Annotated in this window: 20 protein-coding genes; 3 read left to right on the forward strand and 17 right to left on the reverse strand. The window is 68.0% G+C overall.

Annotated elements, in window-relative coordinates:
- From ACX9MO_RS09245 to ACX9MO_RS09290, 10 genes are all read right to left on the reverse strand, one after another.
- A complete protein-coding gene (locus ACX9MO_RS09245; RefSeq protein WP_462214319.1) occupies positions 1 to 1,176 on the reverse strand; it encodes an acetyl-CoA C-acyltransferase family protein in 1,176 nt (391 codons plus the stop codon).
- Positions 1,177 to 1,320: 144 nt separating this feature from the next.
- Positions 1,321 to 2,082 carry a metallophosphoesterase family protein gene (locus ACX9MO_RS09250; protein ID WP_462214320.1) on the reverse strand — a complete coding sequence of 254 codons (762 nt, stop codon included), beginning with the start codon at positions 2,080 to 2,082 and terminating at the stop codon, positions 1,321 to 1,323.
- Between the two features lie 313 nt (positions 2,083 to 2,395).
- On the reverse strand, positions 2,396 to 3,991 hold the full coding sequence (gene serA / locus ACX9MO_RS09255; protein ID WP_222490613.1) for a phosphoglycerate dehydrogenase: 1,596 nt from the start codon (positions 3,989 to 3,991) through the stop codon (positions 2,396 to 2,398).
- A gap of 111 nt (positions 3,992 to 4,102) precedes the next feature.
- Complete coding sequence (locus tag ACX9MO_RS09260) at positions 4,103 to 5,257, reverse strand: phosphoserine transaminase (RefSeq protein WP_222490612.1); 1,155 nt, start codon at positions 5,255 to 5,257, stop codon at positions 4,103 to 4,105.
- 149 nt (positions 5,258 to 5,406) lie between these two features.
- Complete coding sequence (locus ACX9MO_RS09265; RefSeq protein ID WP_462214321.1) at positions 5,407 to 6,045, reverse strand: glutathione S-transferase family protein; 639 nt, start codon at positions 6,043 to 6,045, stop codon at positions 5,407 to 5,409.
- 233 nt (positions 6,046 to 6,278) lie between these two features.
- A complete protein-coding gene (locus ACX9MO_RS09270; protein ID WP_462214322.1) occupies positions 6,279 to 7,622 on the reverse strand; it encodes a TrkH family potassium uptake protein in 1,344 nt (447 codons plus the stop codon).
- A 7-nt stretch (positions 7,623 to 7,629) separates the two neighbouring features.
- Positions 7,630 to 8,289 (reverse strand): potassium channel family protein, encoded by a 660-nt coding sequence (locus tag ACX9MO_RS09275; RefSeq protein ID WP_222490610.1) that lies wholly within the window; start codon positions 8,287 to 8,289, stop codon positions 7,630 to 7,632.
- A gap of 233 nt (positions 8,290 to 8,522) precedes the next feature.
- Positions 8,523 to 9,311 (reverse strand): metal ABC transporter permease, encoded by a 789-nt coding sequence (locus ACX9MO_RS09280; protein WP_462214323.1) that lies wholly within the window; start codon positions 9,309 to 9,311, stop codon positions 8,523 to 8,525.
- Positions 9,312 to 10,160: an ATP-binding cassette domain-containing protein gene (locus ACX9MO_RS09285; protein ID WP_462214324.1), complete on the reverse strand. Its 849-nt coding sequence runs from the start codon at positions 10,158 to 10,160 to the stop codon at positions 9,312 to 9,314.
- Positions 10,157 to 10,651, reverse strand: coding sequence for a Fur family transcriptional regulator (locus ACX9MO_RS09290; RefSeq protein ID WP_222490607.1), 495 nt, complete (start codon positions 10,649 to 10,651; stop codon positions 10,157 to 10,159). The genes ACX9MO_RS09285 and ACX9MO_RS09290 overlap by 4 nt, the downstream gene beginning before the upstream one ends.
- A 133-nt stretch (positions 10,652 to 10,784) precedes the next feature.
- On the opposite strand from ACX9MO_RS09290, the gene ACX9MO_RS09295 reads away from it, so the two are divergent.
- Entirely contained in the window at positions 10,785 to 11,942 is a 1,158-nt protein-coding gene (locus ACX9MO_RS09295; protein ID WP_462214325.1) for a zinc ABC transporter substrate-binding protein, read from the forward strand.
- 200 nt (positions 11,943 to 12,142) lie between these two features.
- Here the strand turns inward: ACX9MO_RS09295 and ACX9MO_RS09300 are convergent, their stop codons facing one another.
- Positions 12,143 to 13,405 carry a glycerate kinase type-2 family protein gene (locus ACX9MO_RS09300; RefSeq protein WP_462214326.1) on the reverse strand — a complete coding sequence of 421 codons (1,263 nt, stop codon included), beginning with the start codon at positions 13,403 to 13,405 and terminating at the stop codon, positions 12,143 to 12,145.
- A gap of 141 nt (positions 13,406 to 13,546) precedes the next feature.
- Between ACX9MO_RS09300 and ACX9MO_RS09305 the strand changes: the two genes are divergently transcribed.
- Positions 13,547 to 14,944, forward strand: a complete 1,398-nt coding sequence (locus ACX9MO_RS09305) for an aminotransferase family protein (protein ID WP_462214327.1) — start codon at positions 13,547 to 13,549, stop codon at positions 14,942 to 14,944.
- A gap of 247 nt (positions 14,945 to 15,191) precedes the next feature.
- On the opposite strand, the gene ACX9MO_RS09310 is transcribed toward ACX9MO_RS09305, so the two are convergent.
- The 3 genes from ACX9MO_RS09310 to ACX9MO_RS09320 are packed head-to-tail and all read right to left on the reverse strand — an operon-like array spanning position 15,192 to position 17,520.
- Entirely contained in the window at positions 15,192 to 15,836 is a 645-nt protein-coding gene (locus ACX9MO_RS09310) for a DUF1523 family protein (protein ID WP_462214328.1), read from the reverse strand.
- Positions 15,837 to 15,846: 10 nt separating this feature from the next.
- Positions 15,847 to 16,113, reverse strand: coding sequence for a hypothetical protein (locus tag ACX9MO_RS09315; RefSeq protein WP_222494413.1), 267 nt, complete (start codon positions 16,111 to 16,113; stop codon positions 15,847 to 15,849).
- Between the two features lie 3 nt (positions 16,114 to 16,116).
- Positions 16,117 to 17,520 (reverse strand): DUF6638 family protein, encoded by a 1,404-nt coding sequence (locus ACX9MO_RS09320; RefSeq protein ID WP_462214329.1) that lies wholly within the window; start codon positions 17,518 to 17,520, stop codon positions 16,117 to 16,119.
- 30 nt (positions 17,521 to 17,550) lie between these two features.
- Between ACX9MO_RS09320 and ACX9MO_RS09325 the strand changes: the two genes are divergently transcribed.
- Entirely contained in the window at positions 17,551 to 17,682 is a 132-nt protein-coding gene (locus ACX9MO_RS09325; protein WP_462214330.1) for a hypothetical protein, read from the forward strand.
- A 118-nt stretch (positions 17,683 to 17,800) separates the two neighbouring features.
- Here ACX9MO_RS09325 and ACX9MO_RS09330 read toward each other — a convergent pair whose 3' ends face one another.
- The 3 genes from ACX9MO_RS09330 to ACX9MO_RS09340 all read right to left on the reverse strand — a co-directional run bounded on the left by ACX9MO_RS09330 (position 17,801) and on the right by ACX9MO_RS09340 (position 22,101).
- Entirely contained in the window at positions 17,801 to 19,735 is a 1,935-nt protein-coding gene (locus ACX9MO_RS09330) for an AAA family ATPase (RefSeq protein WP_462214331.1), read from the reverse strand.
- Positions 19,736 to 19,800: 65 nt separating this feature from the next.
- Positions 19,801 to 20,937 carry a hypothetical protein gene (locus tag ACX9MO_RS09335; protein ID WP_222494407.1) on the reverse strand — a complete coding sequence of 379 codons (1,137 nt, stop codon included), beginning with the start codon at positions 20,935 to 20,937 and terminating at the stop codon, positions 19,801 to 19,803.
- Positions 20,938 to 21,024: 87 nt separating this feature from the next.
- A complete protein-coding gene (locus ACX9MO_RS09340; protein WP_222494405.1) occupies positions 21,025 to 22,101 on the reverse strand; it encodes a hypothetical protein in 1,077 nt (358 codons plus the stop codon).
- Between the last annotated feature and the right edge of the window lie 77 nt (positions 22,102 to 22,178).

Below are 22,178 nucleotides of genomic sequence, written 5' to 3' on the forward strand. Positions count from 1 at the left end.
TCAGAGGCGTTCGATTGCCAGGGCGATGCCCTGACCGCCGCCGATGCACATGGTGATCAGCGCCTTCGAGCCGCCGATCCGCTCCAACTCGTAGAGCGCCTTGACGGTGATGATCGCGCCGGTGGCACCGACCGGGTGGCCAAGCGCGATGGCGCCGCCGTTCGGGTTCACCTTGGCGGTGTCGAGGCCGAGGGCACGGTTCACCGCGATGGCCTGGGCCGCGAAGGCCTCGTTCGATTCGATCACGTCGAAGTCGCCCGCCGACAGGCCGGTCTTCTCGAGCAGTTTCTCCACCGCCGGGATCGGGCCGAAGCCCATCACCTCGGGGCGCACGCCGGCATGGGCATAACCCAGCACGCGAGCGCGGGGCTTGAGGCCGGCCTTCTCGGCTGCCGCACTACGGGCCAGCACCAGCGCCGCAGCCCCGTCATTGAGGCCCGAGGCGTTGCCCGCCGTCACGCGGCCGTCCTTGCGGAAGGCGGGGCGCAGGCCGGAGAGGGCCTCCAGCGTGGTGGCCTTCGGGTGTTCGTCGGTGGTGAAGGGCACCATGTCGCGCTTCACCTTGACCTCGACCGGCACGATCTGGCGGTCGAAATGGCCAGCGGCAATGGCCGCCGCGGCGCGGGTCTGGCTCTCCAGCGCGAAGGCGTCCATGTCGGCGCGGGTGATCTCGCTCTCGTCCGCCACGTTCTCGGCGGTGATGCCCATGTGGCCGGTGCCGAAGGGGCAGTTCAGCGCGCCCAGCATCATGTCGAGCGTCTGCACGTCGCCCATCTTCTGGCCCCAGCGTTGCGAGGGCACGATGTAGGGCGAGCGGCTCATGTTCTCGGCCCCGCCGGCGAGGGCGAAATCCGCATCGCCAAGCGCCAGTGACTGAACCGCCGAGACGATGGCCTGCGCGCCCGAGCCGCAGAGCCGGTTCACGTTCATGGCAGGGGTCGTATCGGGGATGCCGGCCTGGATCGCAGCGACGCGGCTCAGGTACATGTCGCGGGGTTCGGTGTTGATGACGTGGCCAAAGACCACGTGGCCGATCTGGCCGCCCTCGACGCCCGAGCGCTCCAGCGCGGCCTTGGCCGCCGTCGCGCCGAGGTCGATGGGGGCGACGCCGGAAAGGCTGCCGCCGAAGGTGCCGATGGCCGTGCGGGCCCCGTCGAGGATAACGATATCGTCCATGTCTGGTCTCTCCCTTGAAGGGGCGCTCGTCCTCGCCCCGGTCGCGCGGACATTGCCGCGCAGGTCGGACCATTGCAATGCTGCACCGCCAAAGACGCTGCGACGGTTGCGCGGAATGAAACGAATAGACGGGGTCGGCGGGGGTCAGCCCTGGTCCGCTGTCCCGGTCTCCTCGGGCTCCACCGGCAGGGGACGGGGGCCCTCTGCCTCCAGCACCCAAGCGGCGTGCCCCTCGAGCCGCGCCGCGGTGGGCATCCGGCCATAGCCCGCGCCGCTGTCGAGATCGATCCGGGGCCCGAAATGGCGCGGGGCCTCCAGCGCCGTATGGCCATGGACCACCAGCCAGGGCAGGTCCTGCGCGGCCTCGTAGAAGGCGTCGCGGATCCAGATCAGGTCGTCGATCCGCTGGTCCTGCAGTGCCACGCCCGGCACGATGCCCGCATGAACGAAGAGCTTGTCCCCGGTCTCCAGCCAGTAGGGCAGGCCGGCGAGGAAGGCGGCATGGGCCTCCGGCACGGCGGCCAGCGTATCGGCGTGGATATCCTCCATCGGGCGGCGTTCGTCCACGTCCACGCCATAGCTCTGCAGCGTCGCGAGCCCGCCAAGCCGCCGGTGCGGCCAGGGCAGGCCGGACTTGATATTGGCGTCATGCACGGTGGCATCGGCGAGGAAGCGGCGGAACATCACGTCGTGATTGCCCGCCAGAACGGTCATGTTGCGCCCGGCGGCGGCTTCCGCGATCAGCAGGTCGATGACCCCGCGGCTGTCCGGGCCGCGGTCCACGAGATCGCCCAGCAGGACGAGCCGCGCGCCCGGCCCGCCATCCTGGTCGACCCTTTCGAGCAACTCCTCCAGCCAGGCCCGCTGGCCGTGGATATCGCCGATGGCATAGATCGGATCGCTCATGAGCCCGTCTCCTGTCTGCGCTACCTTTGAACCACCCGGCGGTCCGAACCTCCACCCCCGGCTTCATCTTTCCTGCAATACTCCGGGGGAATTGGCCCCGGCACGGGGCCAAGGGGGCAGAGCCCCGCCGCCGCGCCCCAGCGCGGCCAGACGTCGTGTCGCGCGGGACGCGCGCCCTTTTGGTCAAAAGTGGCGGGACGCGCGTCCTTTTGGTCAAATGTGGCGGGATGCACATCCTTTCGCTCGGGCCCGCCCTTCAAACGAAAAAGGCCCCGGCGTTGCTGCCGGGGCCTCTCGTCTGATCTCGTCCGCCTCAGGCGACGTCGAATTCCAGCGGCTTGACCTGCTGGAACTTGCCGGTGGCCTTCAGCGCGTCGATCGCGTCGTTGGTCATCGCGCCGTCGAGGTAGAGCAGCGCGATCGCCTGACCGCCGGCCGAGGCCCGGCCGAGGGTGAAGTTCGCGATGTTCACGCCGTTGGTCCCAAGCGTCGCACCCAGCGTGCCGATGATGCCCGGCACGTCCTCGTTGGTGGTGTAGAGCATGTGCGGGCCCACTTCGGCGTCCACGTTGATGCCCTTGATCTGGATGAACCGGGGCTTGCCGTCCGAGAAGACGGTGCCGGCGGCAGACCGCTCGCGCTTGTCGGTGACCACGGTCACCTTGATGTAGCCGTCGAAGGCGCCCGACTTGTCCTGGTTCGTGGTGGAGATGCGGATGCCGCGCTCCTTCGCCACGACCGGGGCCGAGACCATGTTCACGTCCGGGTTGGCCTTCTTCATGATGCCCGCCACGACGCCGCAGTTCAGCGCCTCGAGGTTCATGCCCGCCACGGTGCCGTCGTAGAGGATGTTGATCGCCTTGATCGGCTCGTCGGTCATCTGGCCGATGAAGGAGCCGATGTGCCCGGCCAGCTTCAGCCACGGACCCATGACCTTGGCTTCCTCGGCGGTGACGGAGGGCATGTTCAGGGCGTTCTCGACCGCGCCGGTCAGCAGGTAGGCCGACATCTGCTCGGCCACCTGAAGCGCGACGTTTTCCTGTGCCTCGGTGGTGGCGGCGCCGAGGTGCGGCGTGCAGACCACGTTGGGCAGGTTGAAGAGCGGGTTCTCGGTCGCGGGTTCTTCCGAGAAGACGTCGAAGGCCGCGCCGGCCACGTGGCCGGATTTCAGCAGCTCTGCGAGGGCCGCTTCATCGACGAGGCCACCGCGGGCGCAGTTGATGATCCGCACGCCCTTCTTGGTCTTCTCGAGGTTTTCCTTCGAGAGGATGTTCTTGGTGGTCTCGGTCAGCGGCACGTGCAGCGTGATGAAGTCGGCGCGGGTCAGCAGCTCTTCCAGCTCGACCTTCTCGACGCCCATCTTCTCGGCCTTCTCTTCGCCGAGGAAGGGGTCATAGGCCACGACCTTCATCTTGAGGCCGCGGGCGCGGTCGCAGACGATGCCGCCGATGTTGCCGGCGCCGATCACGCCGAGGGTCTTGCCGGTCAGCTCGACACCCATGAACTTCGACTTCTCCCACTTGCCCGCATGGGTCGAGGCAGAGGCCTCGGGGATTTGGCGCGCCACGGCGAACATCATCGCGATGGCATGTTCCGCCGTCGTGATCATGTTGCCGAAGGGCGTGTTCATCACGATGATGCCCTTCTTGGACGCGGCGTCCTTGTCGATGTTGTCGGTGCCGATCCCGGCGCGGCCGATGACCTTGAGGTTGTCGGCGGCGGCGATGATCTTCTCGGTCGCCTTGGTGGCCGAGCGGATGGCGAGGCCGTCATACTGGCCGATGACCTCCAGCAGCTTGTCCTTGTCCTTGCCAAGGTCGGGCTGGAAGTCGACGTCGATGCCGTGGTCCTTGAAGATCTGGACGGCGGCGTCGGACAGCTTGTCGGAAATGAGAACGCGGGGGGCCATGTCTGGGCTCCTTTGGATAAGATCGGGGTGTGGACCGGCACTGCAAGCGCCGGCCGTGCCGTCAAATTCGGGGAAGATGGGGGCGGACCGGGGCCCGCCCGTCAGATCGGATCAGGCCGCTTCGGTCTGGGCCGCGATCTCGGCTTCGAAGGCATGGGCCACCCAGGGCATCAGCGCTTCGACGTCCGAGGTCTCGATCGTGCCGCCGCACCAGATCCGCAGACCGGCCGGTGCATCGCGGTAGGCGCCGAGGTCGAGGCCCACGCCGGCCGCTTCGAGGCGCTTGGCCACGGCCTTGGCAAAGGCGGCGCCGTCCTTGATGCGGTCGTCGGTGAACTTCAGGCAGACCGAGGTGTTCGACCGGGTCGCGTCATCCTCGGCGAGGTTCGCGATCCAGTCATTGGCCTCGCAGAAGTCCCAGATCACCTTGGCGTTCGCATCGGCGCGCGCCATCAGCCCCTTCAGGCCGCCCACGGAGCGGGCCCAGTCCAGCGCGACGAGGTAATCCTCGACCGCCAGCATGGAGGGGGTGTTGATGGTTTCGCCCTTGAAGATGCCTTCGTTGAGCTTGCCGCCCTTGGTCATGCGGAAGATCTTCGGCAGCGGCCATGCGGGGGTGTAGCTTTCCAGCCGTTCCACGGCGCGGGGGCTGAGGATCAGCATCCCGTGGGCCGCTTCACCGCCCAGCACCTTCTGCCAGGAGAAGGTCACCACGTCGAGCTTGTCGAAGGGCAGGTCCTGCGCGAAGGCGGCCGAGGTCGCGTCGCAGATGGTCAGGCCTTCGCGGTCGGCGGGGATCGCGTCGCCGTTGGGGACGCGCACACCGGAGGTGGTGCCGTTCCAGGTGAAGACGACGTCGGTGTTGAAATCGACCTCGGCGAAGTCGACGATCTGGCCGTACTCGGCGGTCTTCACCTCGGCGTCGATTTTCAGTTGCTTGACGACATCGGTCACCCAGCCTGCGCCGAAGCTTTCCCAGGCCAGCATGGTGGCCTTGCGGGCGCCCAGCATGGACCAGAGCGCCATTTCGACGGCGCCGGTATCGGAGGCGGGAACGATGCCGATCTTGTAGTCGGCGGGCACGCCCAGCAGGTCACGCGTCTCTTCGATCGCGGCCTTCAGCTTTTCCTTGCCGATGGCAGCACGGTGCGAGCGACCGAGTGCGGCATCAGCCAGTTTGTCGAGCGTGAACGTGGGGATCTTGGCACAGGGGCCAGAGGAGAAACGCGGGTTTGCCGGCCGCGTTGCCGGTGCATCAATAGCCATGTAGCTATCCTTCCAGATAAGCGCCCTTCGTTGGGGAAGGGTGTCCCACGGACGCATCTAGTGCCTGTCGCGACGTCGCGCAACGAAAATTTTCAGGGGAAAGACGACAATTTGAATGCCGAAAACGACATGGTGTCGCTTTCGGGAGTTCAGGCGCGCAGGGCGTCGTAGGGGACCATGACATGGTCCCGGTAGGCCGGGCGTTCGGTCAGGCGGGCGTAGTAGGCGGCGAGCGCGGGCAGCTCCGGGCGGTCGACCTCGATGTCGTAGTAGCGGTAGAGGACATGGCCGAACTGGATGTCCGCCAGCGTGAACGCCTCGCCCGCGAGGTGGGCGTGGCGGGTCAGCTGCGCCTCTGCGATTCGAAGCGGTTTTTCCAGCGCTGTCATGGCCTTGGCGATGGCCTCGGGGTCCCGCTGATCGGCGGGCGTGCGCACCACGCGCCAGAAGACGGGGCCGGTGAAGCCGAGGGCGACGTTGATCTTGGCCCATTCCGCCCAGCGGTCGATATCGCTCCGGTCGAGGAGGTCGGAGGGCCAAAACGGGCTCCCGCCGTAGCGCGTGGCGAGGTAGCGCAGGATCGCCCCCGTTTCCCACAGGGGCGGGTTGTCGCCGTCGCGCAGGACCGGAACGGTGCCGTTCGGGTTCATGGCGAGGAAGCCCTCGGTATCGGTGACGCCATGGACATGCCCGGCGTCGATCCGCTCATGGGGCAGCTTCAACTCGGCCACGGCCCACATCAGGGCCTGCACGTTGGACGATGTCTTGCGTCCCCAGATCGTCAGCATGTCGTGATTCCTCTTTCGGCTTTGCAAAGCTGTGGTGATTTCGGGCGCGGACAAGGGCGTGCCCGAACCAATGACGCGAACGTGCCTGTGGCCCGGTGCGACGGGCGGGCACCTCGACGGGGCCTTTGCTGGAGCCTTTGCTGCGGCCAGTGCCGGGCGCGCGGGTCCGGCATACGGTGGCCCCGAGGCCGCGCGGGAAAATTCTTGGATGCGCCCGGCGGGCACCAGCCCCGTCAGCCGAGGTGGATCTGCCCTGCGGGGTAGCGCACGCGTGGCGTCGACCGGGTGGCGAGGAAGAAGCCCAGCGTCAGCGGGCCGACACGGCCGAGGAACATGATTGCCATGATCACCGCCCGGCCGAAGCCCGAAAGCTCCCCGGTGAAGCCGCGCGACAGGCCCACGGTGCCGAAGGCGCTGGAGACCTCGAAGGAAATGTCGAGGAAATGCCCCTCATGCGAGGCGGCCAGCAGGAAGACCCCCATGAAGACGATCATCACGCTGATCGCGGTCAGGGCCATGACCTTCAGCACCTCTTCGAGGCTGATGCTGCGCCCGAAGGCGTGCAGCTGCGACTGGGGGCGGAAGAAGGCCATCGTGGCGATCAGCATGACGACGAAGGTGGTGACCTTGATCCCGCCCGCGGTGGAGGTGGGGCCGCCGCCGATCAGCATCATCGAGATGAACATCATCGTCGTGCTGTCGTGCATCGCGCTGATGTCGGTGGTGTTGAACCCGGCGGTGCGGGTGGTGACGCCCTGGAACCAGCTCACCGTCAGCTTGGCCATGACCCCGTGAAGCTGGCCCAGCGTGCCGGGGTTGTGCCATTCCAGCAGCGCGAAGAGCCCGACCGACCAGGGGATCAGCACCGCCGTCCCCAGCAGCATGATCTTGGTATGCAGCGTCCACTGGCGCCAGTTGCGCTGGTTGAACACATCCTGCAGCACCACGTAGCCGATGCCCCCCACGATGAAGAGCGCGGGGATCACGATGTTGACGATCGGATCGGTGGCATAGGGCACCAACCCGTTCGGAAAGGTCGAGAAGCCCGCGTTGTTGAACGCCGAGATCGCGTGGAACAGCGCGGTCCAGAGCCCCTGCCAGACGCCCTGCTGCGGCACGAAGACCAGTGCCAGCAGCAAGGTGCCGGTCATCTCGCAGAAGAGCACCACCTTGGCGATGGTCTTCATCAGCAGGCGGACCTGCGTCATGGAGCTCTGGTTCAGGTCCTCGCGCAGGTAGACATGGCCGGTGATCCCCACCGGCAGGCCGAGGGCCGCCAGCACCAGCACCGCGAAGGTCATGAGCCCCAGCCCGCCGAGCTGGATCAGCAGCGCCAGAACCGCCTGTCCGAAGAGCGTGAGCCCGGTGCCGATGTCGAAGACCGCCAGCCCCGTCACCGTCACCGCGGAGGTGGCGGTGAAGAGCGCGTCGCCCCAGCTGATCGGGATCGTCCGGGCCACGGGCAGCATGAAGAGCGCCGCCCCGGCCAGGATCAGCAGCGCATAGGCCAGCGCGAGGATCGCCGGTGCGGGCATCCGGGCGATACGGCGGGCGGTTGCCTTGGGGATCAGGGCCATGACGGGCTCAGATCTGGTCGCCGAAGCTGCGCAACTCGGGCCGCTTGCCGAGGACGATGATCTTGTCGTCCTGCTCCAGCGTGTAGTCGCGGCTGTGGGCGGGGCGGAACTCGGTCCCGCGCATGACCCCCAGCAGGGTCAGGTCATGGCCGGTGAAGTCGAGCTCCTTCAGCGCCTTGCCCGCCATGCGTTCCGGCACCGCCATGTTGACCACGGAATAGCCGTTGCCGAGGCTGACGTAGTCCAGCATCACGGGGTTGTTCAGCATCTGCGCGATATGGCGGCCCATCTCCTGCTCCGGCAGGATGACCCGGTCCGCGCCGAGCTTCATCAGGATGCGGTGGTGGGTCCGGTTCGAGGCCTTCACCCAGATCGTGTTCACGCCGCAGAGCTTGAGGTTCATCGTGGTCAGGATCGAGGCCTGGATGTCCTCGCCGATGGCGATCAGCGCCACGTCGTAGCGCTCGATCCCGGCCTCGCGCAGCGCGCCTTCGTCGGTGGAATCGAGGATCACGGTCGCGGTCAGCACCGAGGCCATGCTGTTCACCCGGCGCTCGTCCATGTCGACGCCGATCACGTGATTGCCGAAGCGGGCCAGTTCGGCGGCCACGGTCTGCCCGAAGGCGCCGAGGCCGATCACGGCGAAGCTGCGGGTTTCCTTTGCCATTGCGGGCTCCCTCAAGGCGGAATTGGGTCGGCGGAAATGGCTGCGACGCTGCCGCTGCGGCGCGGCGCTGTCAAGCGCACAGGGGCAGGGGGCATCGGTGCGTCGGCGCGGGTTGTGGGGGAGTGGCCGGGGTTGGCGCCGTGGTAATTGGGGGCCGGGAAAGGGGGGCTGTCTGCCCCCCGTCGCGTGCCGCGACTCCCCCCGAGGATATTTCGGAACAGTGGATGCGGGGGTCAGCGGCGCAGGCGGGCGGCGATCTGGCCGAGGGCGAAGAGGATCACCGCGCAGGTGACGATCGAGGGGCCCGCGGGCGTGTCGAGCACCCAGGCGAGGCGCAATCCGCCGAGGGCCGAGATCGCGGCGACGAGGGCGGCAAGGCCCAGCATCGCCTCGGGGGTGCGGGCAAAGGGCCTTGCGGCGGCGGCGGGGATGATCAGCAGCGCGGTGATCAGCAGGGCGCCCACCACCTTGATGGAAAGCGCGACCACGAGGGCGAGGGCGAGGGTGAGGCCCAGCTGCTCCCGCTCGGGGTCGATGCCGGAGGCAGCGGCAAGATCGGGGTTAAGCGTGGCGGTGAGCAGCGCCTGCCAGCGCCAGGCGAGCCAGACCGCCAGCAGGGCGGTGCCACCCCAGACGAGGGCAAGGTCGGATTTCGAGACCGAGAGGATGTCGCCGAAGAGGTAGCTTTCGAGGTTCAGCCGCGCGCCGGGCAGGAAGGCCACCGCCATCAGCCCGAAGGCCAGTGCCGCATGGGCCAGTACGCCCAGCACCGTGTCCATCGCCTGCCCCCGGCGCGAGAGCGCGGTGATGGTCAGCGCCATGATCAGCGCCACCACGAGGACCCCGCCGGGGATCGGCAGGGCGAATCCCAGCGAGAGCGCCACGCCGAGGATCGCCGCATGGGCGGTGGCGTCGCCGAAATAGGCCATCCGGCGCCAGACCACGAAACAGCCCAGCAGCGAGGCGCCCAGTCCCACGCCGACACCGGCAAGCGTGGCGCGGATCAGGAAATCGTCGAGCATTCAGGAGCGTCCTTGGGCAGCGTGGCGCGGGGCCGGGTCGGTCGGGGTGCCGTGATCGGGCCCGTGGTCATGGGGGTGGCCGTGCGTGTGGCCGTGCCCTTTGTCCAGGCCGCCGCCGTGATCGTGGCCGCAGCTTTCGTCATGGTCGTGATCGTGCTGGTGGCGGTAGAGCGCGAGCGCCCCCTGGGTGCCGGCTCCGAAGAGGGCGCGGTACTCGGGCGCGGAGCTGACCACCTCGGGCGTGCCCTGGCAGCAGATGTGGCCGTTCAGGCAGATCACCCGGTCGGAGGCGCTCATCACCACGTGCAGTTCGTGGCTGATCATCAGCACGGCGCAGCCGATCTCGTGCCGGATCTCGTCGATGAGCTGGTAGAAGGCGGCGGACGCGGGCTGGTCCAGCCCCTGCGTCGCCTCGTCCAGCATGAGGATATGCGGCTCCTGCAGCAGAGCGCGGGCTAGAAGGACCCGCTGGAACTGGCCGCCGGAGAGGTCGGCCATCTGGCGTTTGGCGAGGCTGTCGGCCACCCCGGTGCGGGCCATGGCACGGGCGATCGCCTCGGGTTTCGCGCGGTGCGGCAGGTTCAGGAACCGCGTCACGGTCATCGGCAGCGTCGGGTCGATGTGCAGCTTCTGCGGAACGTAGCCGATGCGCAGGCCGGGGGCGCGGTTCAGCGTGCCGCCCGAGGGTGACAGGGCCCCGGCCAGCACCCGCAGCAGCGTGGACTTGCCCGAGCCGTTGGGCCCGACGATGGTCACGATCTCGCCCGGCTCCAGCGCGAGGTCGACGCCCTGCAGCACCTGCTGACCGCCGAAGCCGGCCGTCAGGCCACGGGCGGTGATCAGGCTCATGCCGCTTCCTCCCGGCAGAGCGGGCAGAGGCCCTCGGCCTCGATGGTGGTCTTCTCGACGGCGAAACCGGCGGCGCTGGCGCTGGCGTCCAGCGGCGTCACGCCCTGGGCCTCGGCCACGGCGCCGCACTTGCGGCAGATGAAGAAGGCCGGGTCATGTACCGCGCCGGGATGGGCGCAGGCCACGAAGGCATTCAGCCGCTCGATCCGGTGCGCCAGCCCGTTGTCCACGAGGAAGCCGAGCGCCCGGTAGGCCACCGGCGGCTTGGAGCCGAATCCGTCCTCGGCCAGCCGCGCCAGCACGTCGTAGGCCCCGAGCGAGGTATGGCTCTCCAGCAGGATCTCCAGGGTCCGCCGCCGCACCGGCGTGAAGCTGAGCCCCTTCTCGGCGCAGGCCTCCTCGGCCCGTGCGAGCGCGGCGCGGGTGCAGGCGCCATGGTCATGGGCGGCAAAGCCCACGATGCCCTGCGGGTCGGTCGGAACGTGGCTCATCTTTCGGCTCCAGGCAGTCGTTTTCCGGGCGGTCACGAACGGCAGCCGGGGGAACCCGGCGTTTCGGGGTTGTGATGTTATAACGTACGAGATAAGTGAGGGCTACTATATAACATCTCCCCGGAGGATTTCCATGAGAACCCGCCTGAATGCAAGCCTTGGCCTCGGCTTTTCCGCAGCGCTCTGGGGCGCGACCACCCTTGCAGGGCCCGTGCGGGCAGAGGTGCCCGTGGTCACGGCGGACATTCCCGCGGTGCAGTCTCTCGTGATGCAGGTGATGGGCGACCTCGGCACGCCGGGGCTGGCCATGACGCCGGGGGCCTCGCCGCACGGCTACCAGATGCGCCCCTCCGAGGCGAAGCAGCTGGCCGGCAGCGACGTGGTCTTCTGGGTCGGGCCCGAGCTGGAGCCCTGGCTGGGCGAGGCGATCGGCACGCTGGCGCCGGACGCGCGTTCGGTGGAACTGCTGAAGGCCCCCGGTGTCGAGACGCTGATGTTCCGGACCGAGGCCCTCTTCGAACCGGCGGAGGGCCATGGTCACGAGGAAGGCCATGACCACGACCACGGCGCGCATGATCAGGATGATCATGAGGGGCACGATCATGAGGGACATGACCACGAGGGACATGACCATGAGGGGCAGGGCCACGAGGATCACGCCGACCACGATCATGATCACGACCACGCCGCCGCGCATGACGACCAGGATCATGACGAAGCGCATGAGGGCCACGAAGACGACCACGACCACGAGGGCGCGCATCACCACGACCACAGCGGCACCGATCCCCACGCCTGGCTCGACCCGCAGAACGCCTCGGCCTGGCTGGCAAGCATCGCGCAGACCCTCGCCACGGCCGATCCCGAGAACGCGGCAACCTACGAGTCCAACGCAACCGCCGCGCAGCAGAAGCTCGCAGCCCTGACCGAGACGCTGGACGCGGAGCTCTCCGACCTGCCCGGTGCCTACGTGGTCTTCCACGACGGCTATCACTACCTCGAAAACCGGTTCGGCCTGCCCTCGCGCGGGGCGATCTCCATGAGCGACGCCACCAGCCCCAGCCCGGCCCGCCTTGCCGAGCTGCGCGAGGCCATCGCCGCCGAGGGCGTGACCTGCATCTTCGCCGAGCCGCAGTTCAGCGCGTCCTCGATGGAGCGGATCGCAGAGGACCTCGACCTGAGGACCGGCACGCTCGACCCGCTGGGGCAGTCGATCCCCACCGGGCCGGACTTCTATGCTGACCTGATGGAAGGGCTTTCGGCGTCCCTGCGCGGTTGCCTCGCCGACTGATCCCACGCCAAGAGATACGAAAAGTGAGGGGGCCTGCCGGGAGACCGGCGGGCCCCCAGGCTGTCAGGGGGGGCGAACATGAACGCCGCCAAGGGGCAATGGTCCCAGAGCAGGGCCCCAGTGAGCGGTTCCCGTGCAGGGCCCTTATGAAAGGGTACCAGCCTTGGGGGCCGTCGACGGCCCCCGCTGACCCTCCTGCCTCAACGCAGAAGGATCGCCCGGAAGTCGTTCACGTTGGTGCCGGTCGGGCCGGGCTCGAACAGCGCCCCGACGGCCTCGAAGGCCGAATAGGCGTCATTGCCGTGCAGCAGCGCCGCCGGGTCCACCCCGGCTGCCCGCATCGCGGCCACCGTGTCGCCATCGGCAAAGGCGCCCGCGTTGTCTTCCGACCCGTCGATGCCATCGGTATCCGCCGCCAGCGCCGCGATCCCCGCCACGCCTTCGATCTCCAGCGCCAGCGACAGCAGGAACTCGCTGTTGCGCCCGCCGCGCCCCTTGCCGCGCAGGGTCACCGTGGTCTCGCCGCCCGAGAGGATCATCACCGGCTTCGTGAACGGCCGGTCCTTGGCCTGTACCTCGCGGGCGATGGCGGCATGGACCTTGGCGACCTCGCGGGCCTCGCCCTCGACCGCGTCCGACAGGATCGCCGCCGGCACGCCCTCGGCCTCGGCCACCTCCGCCGCCGCTTCCAGCGAGCGCGCGGCCGAGGCGATGACGGTGACACTGTTGCGGGCAAAGCGCGGGTCCGCGGGATCGGGCGCGTCCTCCGGCGCCTCGCGCAGATGCGCCATGATCCGCTCCGGCAGGGCAATGTCGTAATCCCGGATCGCCTGCATCGCCGCCGCCCGGCCCACGGTCGTCGGCACCGTCGGGCCCGAGGCCACCTCGCCCGGATCGTCGCCCGGCACGTCCGAGACGATCAGGCTCACCATCCGCGCCGGGGCCGCCGCGGCCGCCAGCCGTCCACCCTTCACCCGGCTCACCTGCTTGCGGATCGCGTTCATCGCCCCGATCGGCGCCCCCGAGGCCAGAAGCGCCTCGTTCAGCGCCACCTCGTCAGCCAGCTCCAGCCCCTCCGGCGGGGCCGCCAGCAGGGCCGAGCCGCCCCCGGTCACCAATGCCACCACGAGGTCGTCCTCACTCAGCCCTTCCAGCGCCGCCAGCACCTCCCGGGTCGCCGCCAGCCCGGCCTCGTCCGGCACCGGATGCGCTGCCTCCAGCACTTTCAGCTGCCGGCAGGGTGCGGCATAGCCGTAGCGGGTCACGATCACCCCCTCCAGCGGCCCGTCCCAGAGCGCCTCGAAGGCCTGTGCCACCTGCGCGGCGCCCTTGCCCGCGCCGATCACGACGGTGCGGCCCCTGGGTTTCTCCGGCAGATGGGCGGCCAGCGCCGCCTTCGGGTCGGCAGCGGCAATGGCGGCCTCGAAACAGCGGATCAGGAGGGCGCGGTCGGCTTCGGTCATCGGGGGCTCCACTTGCATGTCTGCGCGCACCATAGCAGTCCGCCGCCCATGTACCAGCCGCACCGGACCACGCCCGATTGCCAAGTGTCGACAACGCGCCTAGGCTTTGCGCGAACGTCATTTCTTCAGCGGAGCATCGCCATGGACGGCGCATACAAGGACAACGACATTTCCCGCGTGGTCGCGGCGGACCGCGCTCATGTCTGGCACCACCTGACCCAGCACAAGCCCTTCGAGACCGGCGAGCCGCGGGTCATCGTCGAGGGCAAGGGCATGCGCGTCTGGGACCAGGCGGGCCGCGAATTCCTCGACGCGGTCTCCGGCGGCGTCTGGACGGTCAACGTCGGCTACGGCCGCGAGAGTATCGCCGACGCGGTCCGCGACCAGCTGGTGAAGCTGAACTACTTCGCCGGCTCCGCGGGCTCGATCCCCGGCGCGCTCTTCTCGGAGAAGCTGATCTCCAAGATGCCCGGCATGAGCCGCGTCTACTACTGCAACTCCGGCTCGGAGGCCAACGAGAAGGCCTTCAAGATGGTCCGCCAGATCGCCCACAAGCGCTACGGCGGCGAAAAGCACAAGATCCTCTTCCGCGAGCGCGACTACCACGGCACCACCATCGGCGCCCTTTCCGCCGGCGGCCAGCCCGAGCGCAACGCCCAATACGGCCCCTTCGCGCCGGGCTTCATCGAGGTGCCGCACTGCCTCGAGTACCGCGCCCATGACCAGGGCTGGGGGGACCTCTCCGGCGAGGCCTACGGCCGCCGCGCCGCCGATGCCATCGAGGAGGTCATCCTGCGCGAGGGCCCCGAGACCGTGGGCGCCCTCTGCCTCGAGCCGATAACCGCCGGCGGCGGCGTGATCGTGCCGCCGAAGGGCTACTGGGAGCGCGTGCAGGAGATCTGCCGCAAGTACGACATCCTGCTGCACATCGACGAGGTGGTCTGCGGCCTGGGCCGCACCGGCACCTGGTTCGGTTACCAGCAGTTCGGCATCGAGCCGGACTTCGTGACCATGGCCAAGGGCGTCGCCTCCGGCTACGCGGCCATCGCCTGCTGCGTCACCACCGAGAAGGTCTTCGACCTCTTCAAGGACGATGCCGCCGATCCGCTGAACTACTTCCGCGACATTTCGACCTTCGGCGGCTGCACCGCCGGCCCCGCCGCGGCGCTCGAGAACATGCGCATCATCGAGGAGGAGAACCTGCTCGAGAACACCCAGAAGATGGGCGAGCGCCTCACCGCCAACCTCCTCGCCCTGCAGGAGAAACACGCGGTGATCGGCGAGGTCCGCGGCCTCGGCCTGTTCCAGGGGGTCGAACTCGTCTCCGACCGCACCACGAAGGAGCCGGTGCCCGAGACGCAGGCCCAGCAGGTGGTGGCCGAATGCGGCGCCCAGGGGGTGATCATCGGCGTCACCAACCGCTCGCTGCCGGGCCTCAACACCACGCTCTGCCTCAGCCCCGCGCTGATCGCCACCGCCGCCGACATCGACCAGATCACCGCTGCCATCGACGTGGCGCTCACGAAAACCTTCGGCTGACCCGGCCCACACCGACACGACAAAGGCCGGGGCAGGTCCCCGGCCTTTTCCATTCGGCCCTTTTCCATTCGGCCCTTTTCCATACGGCCTATCCCATTTCCGTTTCCCAAATATCCTCGGGGGGAATTGGCCCGCAGGGCCAAGGGGGGCAGACAGCCCCCAACCCCGCCCGCCGCAGGCGCCCCCGCCGACCGGCCCGGAGGGCCGATCCGCGGGGCCTAGACCGCGCGACCCGGCGCGCCGTCGATCACTTTCCGGTCCAGCTCTGCCACCAGCGCGCCAGACGTCCGCGCTTCTCCCGCGCACTGTCGCTCATGTCGTCCCAGGCCTCGCCGGCATCCGCGACCACCGGGTCGATGCGCCGCTGCCGGAAGCGGATCCAGCGCACGCGCACGGCCCAGACCAGGGCCAGGAAGACGACGATGATGATGATGTTCAGCCAGGGGATGAAGCGCACGTCCGGCCCCTCGACCTGTGTGACACCGACCGCGTTCGGGAAGATCGACAGGAACTCGTTGCGCCAGCCGTAATGGGTCACCGCCACCCACTTGGGGTTGTCCGAGGTCGAGCGCAGGTCGGCCGCCTCGGTCTGCAGGTTGTTGGTGTCGAACTTGAAATAGGGCGGCCAGCCCCAGCCGGTGTCCTCGTTGCGATAGACCAGCGGCTTGCCGTTGGTCTTGATCGTCTGGATGAAGAAGACGTCCCGGTTCGCCCCGCCGACCTGGTTGCCCGGCCCGGGCGAGGCCCAGAAGATCGAGTTCTCGCCGAAGTCGATCCGCCGTTCGAAGGTGTCGGTGATCCGCACGATGTCGCGCTGTGGCAGCGTGTAGTGGAAGAATGCCGCCACCAGCAGCCAGACGATCGCCCAGAACGTCCATTTCACATAGACCATGAGGGTCCCCTTACCAGAAGTTCACGTAGTAGATGAGGAAGGCCACCACCATCACCGGGACGATGTAGATCAGCAGGATCAGTTTTCGACGGAAGGACTGGTCGTAGTCTTCCAGTTCCTCGCGCATCCACGCCCTGCGGTCCCCGGTGCGGCCCTCGGCCTTCCAGCGCGCCTTCAGCTTGGCGCGCCGCGTCTCCCGCGACCAGATCGACACGATCACGTAGAGCACCGTCAGCACGACGAAGCCGATCAGGACCAGTCGGAACAGCTGAACCATGGATCACTCCCTTCCGCGCAGCACGGCGCCCCAGGGGCCGACCTGCGCAATCCTGTCATCGGTCGCGGGCCGGGCGGCCGGCGCGGGGCGCGGCGACCAGGGCCCGGGAACGGGCGGCGGCGGGGGGCTGGCCTCCATCGTCGCCTCGTGCCCGAAGAGTGCCTGCCGCGCGCCCGCCTTGTCCACCTGGTATTCCCGCGCGAGGAAGTCGGCCACATAGGCCTTCTTGGTCTCGCCCCAGCCGGAATAGAGCCGGTAGAACAGCTCCTTGTGGCAGATGAAGAGCTGGCGCACGTCCTTCGGCGAAAGCTCGGCCAGCACCATGTTCACGAGGTCCCGGTCGGCATGGTCCGCCGCGCGCAGCGTGTAGAAATAGGCCGGGTGATCCGAGGAGATCCGCGGCCAGCGCCCGCCGTCCTCGGCCCAGGCCAGCAGCAGGCGCAGGGCGTGGTATTCCTCGGGCAGCGCCTCGGCATGATCGCGGGCCAGGGCGCGGATGTCGCGCCGGGTGGCCCCCTGCAGGTCCACGCCGCTTTCCTGAGCCGCATCCACGACGATGAAATCCATCTTCTGGCGCAGGATCGCCGCCGCATCGATGCCGCGGGCCTTCACGATGGGCTCCACCAGCCCGTTCTGTTCAAGGAACCGCGCCACCCGGTTGCGCTGCTGGGTGAGCGAGAAGACCTCGCCCGGCAGCCCCTCCAGCGCCGCCTTCGGCCCGGCCGCCAGGCAGGCCGGATGATCCACCCCGCGAAAGACGTAGAGACCGCCGAAATGCGCGGTCCAGAAGTTCTCCTGCCGGAACGACATGGTCTTGAGCCGCACCGGGTTGCGGGTCACGTCGCCGGTGCGTTTCGCGGTGGTGATCATCCTGGCGATCAGCACGTCATCGAACCAGGCGTCCTCCTCCTGCAGGAACCGGTCCGAGAGCTGGCCCAGCTGCTCTGCCGCGCGCACCGTGCCGGTGGTGGTGTCGGCCTCGATCTCGACCCGCCGGATGTCGAAGAGCCGCGCCGGATCGCGGACCGAGAAGACCGAGTTCACCAGCTCCCCCGCCACCGCGTCCTGCGCGGTCAGCGCAAAGAGCTGGCGTTCGTTCTCCTCGATGAAGCTGCGCAGGATCGACCGCGAGGTCGAGAACTTGGCATTGAGCAGCGGCGCGGTCTTCTGGTCGGTGGTCAGCAGGATGAACTGCCGGTTCACCCCGTTGCGGTTGAGGTAGAGCGGATCGTCCAGCTCCTCCCCGATCTCCGGGCTGAAGCCCGAGATGTCGACGTGAAAGTCCGTCAGCGCCGTGCGCTTGCCCGCCAGATGCTCCAGCGCGCGGTTGTAGCGCTCGACCATGGAGGGCGCCTGGATGTGGACGAGGTTGCCGAACATCAGGCATTTTTCGATCAGGCGTTTCATGGGCGGGCCTCCCCCGCGTCGGGGATGCGCATGATCCACACCGCATCGCAGGCCTTTGCCATCCTGACCTGCAAGGGTGCCAAAGCGGCATGCGTCCGGGGCGCCAGCATCCATCCCCTGGCGGGGATGGGATGGGCGCAGCCGCCCAAGGCGCGGCTTTGACCCTGTTGAGGGAGCAGGGGAGGACCGGCCCCGATACCGCTCCGCTCAGGGCGCGGCATCGAGAGGGATCGGCCGCTTCTTCCGCTCCATACGGATGTGTCCGGACGGCAAACCGCGCTCATCCCTTCCCCTCCAGGTACCGCCGTTTCGCCTCGTCCTGCCGCCCGAAGTCCCGCACCATGGCCTCGATCGCCACCTCGTCCGACTTGTCGGCATAGCGAAACTCGCTGTCGGCGTAGCGGTTGATCTCCTGCACCACCATCTCCACCGTGATCGGCTGGCGCAGCTCCGCGATCATCGCCGCCTTGGTCTCGTAGTCCTTGAAGAGGAACCGCTCCGGCTCTTCCATCCAGGCATCGGGCAGCTCGAAATCCATCGCCCGCACCTTCACCGCATCGGTGATGTTCTTGATCGCCCGCCCGGTGAAGCGGGGATCGGCCTGCTGGATCGCCTTCAGGTACGCCCCCAGCTTGGCAATCGTATCGAGCCGCCCCAGGCGGTCCTCGACCTGCTCCCAGACCGCCAGCAGGCCCGCTTCCTTCGGCCGCCCGTGCCCTTCGAAGGAGGCGGCGACGGCGCGCTTGATCTCCTGCGCGGCGAAAAGCTCATGCGCCCCCAGCGGGATGTCGTGCTTCTTCCCCAGCAGAAGGGCGAGGATGTCGATGTAATCCTCCCGCGTCTGCGGCCCGTCGACGAGGAAGCGCGCGCCAGCCCGCTGGCGCAGGGCGTCATCCACGTTCTCGGGATAGTTCGAGAACATGCCGAAGGTGCAGTTCCCCCGCACCACGGTGTTCGCCCCGGCAAAGGCCTCCATGAAGACCGCCGTCACCTCCTGCTGCCCGGCCGAGGACTGCCGGTCCCCGCGCTTGCCCGCGATCTGGTCGATATCGTCGATGGTGCCGAAGCCGATCACCCCCGGGTCCAGCACGTTCTGGATGAAGGCCTTGGCGTTCTGGCCCGACTTGCCCTGGTAGCTGTCGATATTGTCGATGCCGAAGTTCTGGTAGCGGAAGGGATAGCCCGCCGCCTGGCAGTAGTCGTTCAGCAGCCCCGCCATCATCTGGATCAGCGTCGTCTTGCCGGTGCCCGGTGCGCCGTCCCCCATGAAGGTGAAGATGAAGCCGCCCAACTCGGCAAAGGGATTCAGCCGCCGCTCGAAATCATAGGCCATGAGCATCTTGGCCAGCTTCATCGCCTGGTACTTGGCGATGTGGTTGCCCACCACCTCGTGGGGTTTCTTGAAGGCCATGCTCAGCACGCTGCCGCGCGCCTTCGTCGCCGGGGTGAAACCCTGAAGCGTCAGGTCGTCCGCCTCCACCCGCCATGCGGCGGAGGTGAAGGCCTCCAGCCGCGGGGCGGTGGCCGCGCGGGCCGCGACCTTCTCCATGACCTTCTCGGCAAAGCCCGCGACCACGGCCACCAGCCGCGCCTCGTCGGTGCCGAGCGCCGCGATGTCCTGATCCAGTTCCCAGAGCATCCCGTGCAGCGCCAGCGGCGCATTGTCGGTAAGGATCTCCTCCACCTCGCCCGGCTCCACCGTGACCTCGCCCAGATGCGGGGCCAGCAGGTAGGCCAGCGTATTGGCGCAGACATGGAGCACCACCAGCGCCTCCGCCGTCAGCAACGCGCCGAAGTCCGCCTTCCGGTCGCCCGGCAAAGCCCCTTCGAGGTTTGCCTGCTTCAGCCCGTCGAGCCCGGTGGCCTCCGAGACCTGCTCCCCCATGGCCAGCGCCACGGCAAGGGCCCGGCGCAGCGCCCCCATGACGGCCGCCTGCCGGGGTGAGACCAGCGGGTCCTCCGCCTCCGCGCTCTCGATCCGCTCCAGCAGCCGCACGCCCTCGGGCCGGGCCAGGCTGCGCCCGGCCAGTCCCGGCGTGGTGGAGCGGAACCGCCGCCGCGTGCCGATCCCGGAGGACCGCTCCGCCACCGGTGCAGCCCCGCCCGCCGCGATCCGCGGCGCATGGTCAAAGCCCTCGAGCAGGGCAAAGGCCGCGGGGTAGTGCTTCACGATGTCCTCTTCCCGCAACTCCATGCGGTTCCCGGTCATGCTCATGCGCTCCCCCTCATCTTTCGCTCGAAAATATCCCCGCCGGAGGCCTCATATCTCATGTCCCGCCCTCACCGGTAGCGCAGCACGGCGCCGTCGGGCGCGACCACGAACTTGCGCACGTTGGCGAACCCCGGCGGGTTGCGCTCGCTCAGCACCTGGAAGGGCCGCGCCGGCAGGATGACCGAGCGGACCATCTCCGTCGCTCCAAGGTCCACGCCGCGCCCGCCGAAGGGATCGAGCGCATAGACCTCGCGCTCCACCCGGCCGAACCAGCCCTGCGCCTCGGTGGTCACCCGTTCGCTCTCCAGCCGCTCCTCGGTCCAGACCAGCGCCCAGTCCTGCCCCTCGGTCGAGGAGGCCTCGACCAGCACGTCGTGGATCGGCCCGGACTGGCGCGTATAGGCCGAGGAATGCATCGGCCCGATGTGGAAGCGGCGCAGCCGCTTGGGGTGCAGGTGATCGAAATCCGCGTCGAAGCCGCTGGCGATGGTCAGCAGTTTCAGCCCGCCAAGGCTCTGCGCCATCAGGTGGGCCTGCGCCTCGGGCCAGCGACGCTCGTCCTTGGGCAGGGCAACCTTTCCGGTGTCCTCCACCTCCATCAGGTAGAGGCAGGGCAGGTTCACCTCGGTGTCGTAGACCGACCAGTGCAGCAGGTAGCGCCGCCGCCCCTCGCCGAGATCGCCCAGCCAGACCGCCTCGGGATCGTTGCGCGGCCAGAAGAGGTCTCCCCGCGCCAGTTCCTCGTAGTAGAGCCGCTGCGACAGTGCGAACTGCAGCTTGGTCGGCACCTCGAGGTCCCCGATGATCTTGCGCAGCATCTGCGCCTTCAACTCTTCGACCGTGGGCATGTCGCGCAGGTGACGCAGCGCCTGCTGCGCGTCATTGGCCATGACCATCAGCTCCTGCGCCGCCGGAAAGCCGCTTTCGTGGTTGTCGATGGTGAGCGAGCCGAAGAACCGCCCCGTGTCACGCCCGGTCATCAGGTATTTCATCGAGAGCGCGCGGAAGGTGAAGGTCAGCGCCGTCACGTGCCGTGCCAGCGCCGTCACCTCGGCCCGGGTGAAATCGCCCTCCGCCTCCATCACGCCGGCGACCCGGCCCATGTGGGCCATGATCGCCTCGAAGGTGCGGAAATAGCGCCGGGCCGAGACCCCATCGGAAATCCCCACGTGGTCGTTGGCAAGGCTCTTGCTGCTGTCAGTCATCTTCTGCCAGTCATCTTCGGGTCCGTCCGGTTGGCCGCCATGCCGGAACGCACGCAGGGCCATGGGCCCCGCCGGCGGCCGCGTCTCTCACGCGCCGTAGAGATTCTTGTCGTGTTTCTCGACGATCTTCTGGAACCGGCGGGCAAAGCGTTCGTCCGCCTTGGCCTTGGCTTCCAGCACCTCGCGGGCAAAGACCATGTGGCCCTCGTGGGCCTCCAGCATGTCGGCCATGCGGGCATTGGTGGCCGCGCCGATCTGGGCCATGGCCTGCTGCGCCTGCTTGTCGGTCTCGGTGCCGATCTCGTTGATCCGGTGCGCCACGTCCTGCTGCTGCGCGGTCTTCAGCGACTTGGTCAGCGCATCGTAGAGCACGACCCGCTGCTTGGTGTCGGTCTGCAGCTTGTTGATCAGCACCATCTGGGTCGCCGCCTGGTTCTGCAGGCTGTCGACCCAGGACTTGCCCTTCTCGATGTAGCGCTCCAGCGTCTGCGACTTGGCGAGCTTCACCTGCTCGTCCTGCACCAGCGCGTTGTAGCGCCCGTTCAGGTCGGCCAGTTCGGTCTCCAGCTTGGTGCGGGCTGCGGCGTCCTGCTCGACCGAGATCCTGTTTTCCAGTTCGATGATCTTCGGATCCATCGCCGTGATCTCGGCCCGCACGGCCTCCAGCGCGCCCACGGTGGTCTCGCGCTCGTCCAGCGTGTCGGTCAGGTTGGCCTCGACCTTGGTCTTCTGGCTATTGAGCACCTCCAGCTGGCTCTGCAGCAGCCGCGTGATCACGTCGGACTTGGAAATCAGATCCTGCAGCTTGTCGTCGATGGAGGCGGTGCGGATGCGCTCCTGCCGCATCTGGTCCGACTTGTGGCGCGCGAAGATGCCGACGAAGCTTTCCCACCCGGTCTTGGAGCGGATCTCCTCGAAATCCTTGGAAAAGCCCGCCGTCACATCGTCCAGCCCCATGATCAGCTCGGCGATATTGGCGTTCATCGCCTCGGTGTGGGCATGGACATCCGCCAGCGTGGCGTTCTCGATCTCGGCGATCACGTCGCCGCCGGTCTGCATCTTGGCGCGGGCCGCCTCGATCCGGCTGGTCAGTTCGGCGATCTTGGCCTGCGCCTCGGTCACCTCGCTCTGGCTCTGGCGCAGCTGCGCGTCGAAATCGGCCATCGCACTCTCCTCACTGAAATGTCGTCAAAAGCAATATGGGGATCATGCCCCGGTCCTGCAGCGGATGATACCTGTTT

The organism is Pseudooceanicola profundus, assembly GCF_054919315.1.